Annotated in this window: 7 protein-coding genes; 3 read left to right on the plus strand and 4 right to left on the minus strand. The window is 68.5% G+C overall.

Annotated features, from left to right (window positions below):
• Positions 1 to 145: 145 nt before the first annotated feature.
• On the plus strand, positions 146 to 1,534 hold the full coding sequence (dnaA, locus tag OPU66_RS06110) for a chromosomal replication initiator protein DnaA (RefSeq protein WP_498552720.1): 1,389 nt from the start codon (positions 146 to 148) through the stop codon (positions 1,532 to 1,534).
• Positions 1,535 to 1,672: 138 nt separating this feature from the next.
• Here dnaA and OPU66_RS06115 read toward each other — a convergent pair whose 3' ends face one another.
• The 4 genes from OPU66_RS06115 to secB all read right to left on the minus strand — a co-directional run bounded on the left by OPU66_RS06115 (position 1,673) and on the right by secB (position 5,532).
• Positions 1,673 to 2,329, minus strand: a complete 657-nt coding sequence (locus tag OPU66_RS06115) for a DUF4136 domain-containing protein (RefSeq protein WP_498552721.1) — start codon at positions 2,327 to 2,329, stop codon at positions 1,673 to 1,675.
• A gap of 116 nt (positions 2,330 to 2,445) precedes the next feature.
• Positions 2,446 to 3,453, minus strand: coding sequence for a tryptophan--tRNA ligase (trpS, locus tag OPU66_RS06120; RefSeq protein WP_498552733.1), 1,008 nt, complete (start codon positions 3,451 to 3,453; stop codon positions 2,446 to 2,448).
• Positions 3,453 to 5,003, minus strand: a complete 1,551-nt coding sequence (murJ, locus tag OPU66_RS06125) for a murein biosynthesis integral membrane protein MurJ (RefSeq protein WP_498552722.1) — start codon at positions 5,001 to 5,003, stop codon at positions 3,453 to 3,455. The genes trpS and murJ overlap by 1 nt, the downstream gene beginning before the upstream one ends.
• 28 nt (positions 5,004 to 5,031) lie before the next feature.
• The gene (gene secB / locus OPU66_RS06130) at positions 5,032 to 5,532 is read right to left on the minus strand and encodes a protein-export chaperone SecB (protein ID WP_498552723.1); all 501 of its coding nucleotides are present in this window, start codon (positions 5,530 to 5,532) and stop codon (positions 5,032 to 5,034) included.
• 226 nt (positions 5,533 to 5,758) lie between these two features.
• Here secB and OPU66_RS06135 point away from each other — a divergent pair, with 226 nt between their 5' ends.
• Together OPU66_RS06135 and mltA are read left to right on the plus strand one after the other, a co-directional pair.
• Positions 5,759 to 6,412 (plus strand): Tim44/TimA family putative adaptor protein, encoded by a 654-nt coding sequence (locus tag OPU66_RS06135; protein ID WP_498552724.1) that lies wholly within the window; start codon positions 5,759 to 5,761, stop codon positions 6,410 to 6,412.
• Positions 6,412 to 7,692: a murein transglycosylase A gene (gene mltA / locus OPU66_RS06140; RefSeq protein WP_498552725.1), complete on the plus strand. Its 1,281-nt coding sequence runs from the start codon at positions 6,412 to 6,414 to the stop codon at positions 7,690 to 7,692. The genes OPU66_RS06135 and mltA overlap by 1 nt, the downstream gene beginning before the upstream one ends.
• Positions 7,693 to 7,823: the final 131 nt, after the last annotated feature.

The raw sequence follows: 7,823 nt of genomic DNA on the forward strand, positions 1-7,823 counted from the left end.
TGGCGGCAGGTTCGTGCGCGCCGGGCGGATATTGGCGGGGTCGAATGCGGCCCGGCGCCGGGCGGGGCAGGAATATGGGGCGGATTGCGGGGTGCGGCCGGTTGGCGGCCCCTGCAAGCGGGTGCCGCCAGCAAGGGGAGGCCAGATGGCGCAGATGCGGATGCGGGAACAGGAACAGATGGAACGTGGCGAACAGATCACGACCGCCTGGGGGCGCATCCGGGACGGGCTGAAGCGCGATTGCGGGGCGCGGCTGTTCGATCATTGGCTGAAGCCGATCATGCTCGCCGATGTCAGCGAGGCCGGCGATCAGGTCCGCCTGACCGTGCCGACCGAGTTCATGGCGAACTGGGTGCGCGCCCATTATGCCGACCGGCTGACGCTGGCATGGCGCGCGGCGCTGCCCGGCGTGCGCGAGGTGCGGATCGATGTCGCGCCGACCGATGTCGTCACCCGTCTCTACCCGCGCGACGAAGCCGAACCGGCGGCCAATCAGGCGGCGGCCCCGGCGGTCCACCCGGCCTTCGATCCCCGGCAGAGCTTCGAGCGATTCGTCGTCGGCGATGAAAACCGGATGGCGTTCAACGCCGCTCGTGCACTGGCCGCCGGCGAGCTGCGGTTCAGCCCGCTCTACATTCATTCGGGCACCGGCCAGGGCAAGACGCATCTGATGAACGCGATCGGCGCGGCATTCCGCGCGCGCATGCCCGGTGCGACCATCCTGTTCATGTCGGCCGAAAAGTTCATGGTCGATTTCGTCTCGGCGATGCGCGACCGCGACACCCTGTCGTTCAAGCAGCGGCTGCGCTCGGCCGATCTGCTGATGATCGACGATATCCAGTTCATCGCCGGCAAGGGATCGACGCAGGAAGAGTTTCTGCACACGCTGAACGAGCTGATGGCCGCCGGGCGGCAGGTGGTGATTTCCGCCGACCGCGCGCCCCAGGCGCTGGACGGGGTCGAAACGCGCATCCTGTCGCGGCTGGGCAGCGGGCTGGTGGTCGATATCAAGCCGGCCGGCTATGCGCTGCGGCTGGCGGTGGTGCGGGCCAAGCTTGCCGGCATGGCCGATGTCGCCATGCCCGATCAGGTCGCCGAGCTGCTCGCCGCGCGCATCCAGACCAGCATCCGCGAGCTTGAAGGCGCGCTTAACCGGCTGACCGCCTATGCGTTGCTCAACGAGCGGGTGATCGACCTTGCATTCGCGCAGGAAGTGCTGGGCGAGATGCTCAACGCATCGACCCGGCGCATCACCATCGATGAGATCCAGCGCGCCGTGTCGGCGCATTACGGGATGCGCCAGGCGGAAATGGTGTCGGCGCGCCGCGCCCGTGCGGTCGCGCGCCCGCGCCAGATCGCCATGTATCTGGCCAAGCGGCTGACCCCGCGCTCGCTGCCGGAAATCGGCCGCCGCTTTGGCGGGCGCGATCACACCACCGTCATCCATGCGGTCAAGCAGATCGAAAAGCTGCGCGGCCAGGACGCCGATCTCGACGCCGATGTGCGCGCGCTGATCCGCCAGCTCGAGGCCTGATCCCGGCCCGGACGGCGGGCACCCGCGACAAAAAAGGGCCGCTGCCTTCATCCGCGAAGGCAGCGGCCCTTTTTTTTCGATCAGCCCATTTTTTCCGATCGTCCATTACATCGCCCCGGACGATGGCAGGCCACGGCGTTACTTTTTCTTGGGCGGGATCTTGATCGTCACCGTCTCGCCCGAATTGCCGGGGAAGCCGGTGAACATCGCCTGGACGAGATTGGGGACCAGATAGGGCAGATCGTCGCTGCGCGACACCGCCCGCGCCGTGCCCTCGAACACGCGCTGGCCGCCGGCCTCGGTCATCTCCATCCGCAGCTGGCTGTTGTAGATGGTGTAGCTGCGGACATCCGCGCCCCAGCCGCCGCCAAAGCCCGGCCCGAAGCCCGGACCCCAGAACGGGTCGACCCAGCCGCCGCCCCAGCCCCAGCCGCCCCAGCCACCGCCCCAGCCGCCGAAACCGCCAAAGCCGCCGAAACCCGGCGTGCTGGTGATGCGTTCACGGCCATTGTCGACGCCGTAATCGAGCGTGACGGTCAGATTGGCTGCGCCGCCCGTCGCCTCGCGATAGCCGAAGCGTTCCAGCTCGCGCGCGACCAGCTGAGCATAGCTGCGAAACTCCAGCCCGCCTTCCAGCTTGGGATCGGCGGGTTTGATGACAAAGCTCTGGCCTTGTGCGGGCGGCGGCAGCGCCGCGAACCGGTTGACCTTGGCATTGAAACTCTGCGCGCAACCGCCAAGCGCCAGAAGCGCCACCGGGGCTGCCGCCAACATGATCTTCCTCGTCGCCGACATCGAAGGACCCTTTATGCTCTGTTGCCTTCTTATATCCCGATCTTTGCCCGGAATGGCTGAATGTCGGTTGAACGCACGAACGGGTCAAGCCGCCGCACCCGCGCGCATCACCCCGGTCAGCGGAACAGGCCGAGCGCCTGATAGGCAGCAGCGAGCGTCGGCGCGGCGAGTGCGGCGGCGCGTTCGGCCCCGTCGGCCAGCACCCGGTCGATCGCCGCATGATCGTCCTTCAGATCGACGAAGCGGTCGCGAATCGGGCGCAGCGTTTCGACCAGCAGCTCGGCCAGCGCCGGCTTGAACGCGCCGAATCCATGGCCGGCGAACCGCGCCAGCACCTGATCGACGCTCTGATCGGCAAGGGCGGCATAGATGCCGACCAGATTGCGCGCCTCGGGCCGCGCCTCCAGCCCCGCCGCCTCGCCGGGCAGCGGCTCGGGATCGGTCTTGGCCTTTTTGATCTTCTGGGCGATCAGGTCATCGTCATCGGCCAGGTTGATCCGCGCCATGTCCGAGGGATCGGACTTGGACATCTTGGCCGTCCCGTCGCGGAGCGACATGATCCGCGCGGCGGCCGGCGGGATGATCGGATCGGGCAGGGGAAACAGCTCGACCCCGAAATCGGTGTTGAACTTGGTCGCAATGTCGCGCGCCAGCTCCAGATGCTGTTTCTGGTCCTCGCCCACCGGCACATGGGTCGCCTGATAGACGAGCACATCGGCCGCCTGCAGCACCGGATAGTCGAACAGCGCGACCGACGCGCCTTCGCGGTTCTTGCCCGCTTTGTCCTTCCACTGGGTCATGCGGTTGAGCCAGCCCATGCGCGCGGTGCCGTTGAGCAGCCAGCACAGCTCGGCATGGGCGGGCACCCGCGCCTGATTGAACAGGATCGCGCGCGCCGGATCGACGCCGGCGGCGATCAGCGCCGCAGCCATTTCGCGCACCCCCTCGCGCCGCGTGTCGGCGGGGATGTGGTCGGACAGCGAATGCAGATCGGCGAGGAAGAACAAAGTCTCGCCGCCTGCCGCCGCATTTTCGTCCTGCATCCGCACCCAGTTGCGGATCGCGCCCAGATAATTGCCGAGATGGAGCTTGCCGGTGGGCTGGATGCCCGAGACGATCCGCATCATGCTTTCCTTTTGCGGCGCAGGATCAGCGCCAGTCCCTGTCTGTCCATGCCGCCGATCAGCAGCGCGGTGCCGAAATAGACGATGCCGCCGGTGCCGCACAGCGCCACCACCGCAATCAGCCGCCGCCCGGTCGATCCGGCGAAAAAGTCGGCGAGCAGCAGCTTCATGCCGATCAGCGCGGCGACCATCAGCGCGCCGGCGACAAGCTGGCGGGCGATGCGCCCCCACAGCCATGGTTCGATGCGGAAATGCCCGCGCGCGCGCAGCACGATGTAGAGCATCGCGCAGTTGAGCCAGGAACACAGCGCGATCGCCGCCGCCAGCCCGTAAATCCCGAATGCCGGGATCAGCGCGAAGTTGAGGACGATGTTGGCGACCAGCACGATCACCGCCGTCTTGACCGGGGTGGCCGTGTCCTGCCGCGCATAAAAGCCGGGGGTGATGACCTTGACCAGCACATAAGCGGGCAGGCCGGCGGCGATGATCGCCAGCGTCATGCCGGTGACTCGCGCATCCTCGGCCGTGAACCTGCCGCCCTGGAACAGCGCGGCGATCAATGGCTCGGCAACGGCAGCAAGCGCGAGAAAGGCCGGCACGCACAGCAGCATCGCCAGCTCGACCGCCCGCGACTGCACGCCCGCCGCTTCGTCGGGGCGGTTCTCGGCGATCATCCGGCTGATCTGGGGCAGGATCGCGGTGCCAAGCGCCGTGCCGATCACCGACAGCGGCAGCTGATTGAGCCGGTCGGCATAGTTCAGATAGCTGATTGACCCTTCGGGCAGGCGGGTGGCGAAGAAAGTGTCGATCAGCTGGCTGACCTGATAGACGCCTGCGCCCAGCGTCGCCGGGATCACGACGACGAAAAACTGCCTGACCCCCGGCGTCAGCCGCGGCCGCCTGAGCCTGAGCGAAATCCCCGCCCGGCGCGCGCTGTTCCACATCAGCGCCATTTGCAGCACGCCGCCCGCCACCACGCCCCAGGCCAGTGCATGCGCGGTCGCCACCCCGCCTTCGGGCACGATCAGCAGCGCCGCCACCATCGCGACGTTGAGCAGCGCGGGCGCAAAGGCTGCCGCCGCAAAGCGCGTCAGCGAGTTGAGCACGCCCGAGAACAGCGAAACCAGGCTGATCAGCAGCAGATAGGGAAAGGTGATGCGGGTGAGGGTGACCGTCAGGTCGAACTTCACCCCCACATAGCCCGAGGCGATGGCCGCGACGAACAGCGGCATCGCCAGCTCGAACACCAGAGTGAACAGCATCAGGCTGGGCAGGAAGACCGCCAGCACCTCTTCGGAAAAGGCGCGGGCATCCTCGATCCCGCCTTCGCCGTGCAGGCGCTTGGAAAACAGCGGCACGAACCCGGCCGAAAACGCGCCTTCGCCGAACAACCGGCGAAAGGTGTTGGGCAGGCGGAAGGCGACCAGAAACGCATCGGCCGCCCCCGATGCGCCCATGATCCGCGCCATCAGCATTTCGCGCGCGAAACCGGCGATGCGGCTGACCATCGTCATGCCGCCGATCGTGCCGATCGCCCTGACCAGATTCATGGTCGCAGCCCTGCCGGGCGCTGCCGGATCAGGCCTCGCCGGCCGGCTGGCTCTGGGCGAGCTGCGCCTGCGCCTGCTGCACATAAAGGCCGGCGAAATCGATCGGCTCGAGCATCAGCGGCGGGAAGCCGCCATCGCGCACGGCATCGGCCAGGATGCGGCGGGCGAAGGGGAAGATCAGGCGCGGCGCTTCGGCATAGCAGAAAGGCTGGATCTGCTCTTCCGGCACGTTGCGGATGCCGAACAGCCCGGCATAGGCCAGCTCGACCTGAAACGCCGTGCGGTCGGCCGACACCGCCTTCACATCGATCTTGATCACGACTTCATAGACGTCGTCGGCGATCTTGTTTGACCCGATGTTGAACTGGACGTCGATCTGCGGCTGGCCCTGCCACTGATAGACATTGGGCGCGTTCGGATTCTCGAACGAGAAATCCTTCACATATTGCGAGATGATGCCGACCTGGGGCTGGGTGTCCGCGCCATTGGCGAAATCCTGTTCGGGCGTGGCGCTGGTTTCGTCGGTCATCGTCTCTCAAGCCTTTGTCTGTCGGCGTGCCATCTGGCATCGGGGCCGCGCGGTGAATGGATTTGGCGCTGGCGCCAAACGTCGCGGGCGCGTAGCAGGCACTGCCGTTCAGTTCAAGCAAGCCGCCCCGGGGCGGCGCGCGCGGCTGCCGGGTGCCCGCCCGCGCTGCCATTTGAAACGGCGGGCCGACATGCCTATGTTCGGGCGCAGTGATTTGGGAGGTTTGGTGGTCGGGATCGTCCTTCTTGCCATGGTGGCGGCATTTCTCGCGCTCCGGCTGTATATGGTGCTCGGCAAACGCAGCGGCCATGAACAGGCGCTGCCGCCCAAGCCCAGCGACGAGCGCGTGGTCGCGCATCCCGCCGCGCGCGCGCTGCCCGATGCTCCCGCCGAACCGGCGCTGCCGACCGACTCGATGATCGCGCCGGGTGCCGCTGCCGGCGTGCGTCAGATCGTGCAGAGTGACTCCGGCTTTGATGTCGGACGGTTCCTCGAAGGCGCCAAGGGTGCCTATCGGATGATCCTGGAGGCGTTCTGGCGCGGCGACACCGACCAGCTGGCCTGGCTGACCGGCGACGATGTGCGCGAGGCGTTTGCCCAGGCGATCGCCGCCCGCGCCGAGGCGGGCGAGGTGCTCGACAACCGGCTGGTGTCGATCGAACGCGCGGTCATCACCGCCGCCCGGGTTGAAGGGCGGCAGGCCTTCGTCACCATCGCGTTCAGCGCCGATATCGCGGCCGTGACGCGCGACACCAACGGCGAGGTCATTGCCGGATCGCTGACCGATGCGGTGTCGACCGAGGATGTGTGGACGTTCAGCCGCACGCTGCGCAGCAACGATCCCAACTGGCTGCTCGTCGAAACCGACGAGGCCGCGTGATGCCCCGCGCCGGGGCGGCGGCAATCGCTGCGCCGGTTGCCCCCCGTCTCAACATCGCTCCGGTGCTGGCGGCAGCGCTCGCGCTGTCCGCCTGTGTTTCCGGGCCGCGTGCGCCGGCCCCGCCGGCCGTGCCCCCGGCCCCAGTCCCGACCGTCAGCCCGTCCCCACCGCCGCCCAAGGCACCCCCGGCCAGCGCCTGGGCCGCCGGGCTGAGCGCCGGCCCGCCGGTTGCAGAAATCGGGCTGGATGCCGCCGGCGCGGAACGGGCGTTGGCGGCCTTCCGCCTGTCCTGCCCCTCGCTGGTCAGGCGTCAGGCGGCCGCGGGCATTCCCGGGCTGGACTGGACCGGGGTGTGCGCCGCGGCAGAGCGTGCGACCTCGGCCACCGGCTTTTTTGCCGACAGCTTTGAAACCGTGACGGTTGGCGACGGGCGGGCGTTCGTCACCGGCTATTATGAGCCGGAAATCGCCGCCGCGCGCACCGCCGGGCCGGACTATCGCACCCCCATTTATCGCCGCCCGCCCGACCTGATCGAGGCTGATCTGGGCGCATTCGCCAAAAGCCTGGCCGGCCGCACGATCCGGGGGCGGGTGGAGAATGGCCGGCTGGTCCCCTATTTCGACCGCACCGCGATCGAGCAGGGCGCGCTGGCCGGCAAGGGGCTGGAGATTGGCTGGGCGGCGGATCCGGTCGCTCTGTTCTTCCTTCAGGTGCAGGGGTCGGGGCGGCTGCGCCTGCCCGATGGCAGCATCGTGCGCATCGGCTATGCTGGGCAGAACGGCCATGATTATGTCGGCATCGGCGCGCTGCTGCGCCAGCGCGGGCTGCTTGGGCCGGGGCAGGCGACGATGCAGGGCATTTCGGCATGGATCGCCGCCAATGGCGCGGCCGGCACCGCGCTGATGCGCGAAAACCCGTCCTATGTGTTCTTCCGCGAGCTGACCGGGCCGGGGCCGCTCGGCGCGCTCGGCCTGCCGGTCACGCCGGAGACGACGCTGGCCGCCGATCCGCGCTTCGTGCCCTTGGGCGCGCCCGTGCATCTGGCGGTTGACCGGGGGGAAGCGAACGGCCTGTGGATCGCACAGGATACCGGCGGCGCGATCAAGGGCGCGAACCGGTTCGACAGCTTCTGGGGCGCGGGCGCGCGCGCGGCGGAGATTGCCGGCGGCATGTCGGCACGCGGCCGGGCGCTGCTGCTGCTGCCCAGGGGCAGCCTGGCGCGCGCCCGGGCGCTCGATATGACCAGCGACCGGGCGGGCGATGCGGCCGCTCAGCGCTGAGGAACAGGCGCTGTGGACGCGGCTGGTCGCGACCGTCCGGCCGCTGACGCCGGGGGGCGGGCAGGCCGGGACGGCGGCCGCCTTGCCGCCGCCAGCGCCGTCCATCGTGGCGAATCCGCGTGGCGCTGCCG

The organism is Sphingomonas sp. URJC2, from assembly GCF_059803575.1.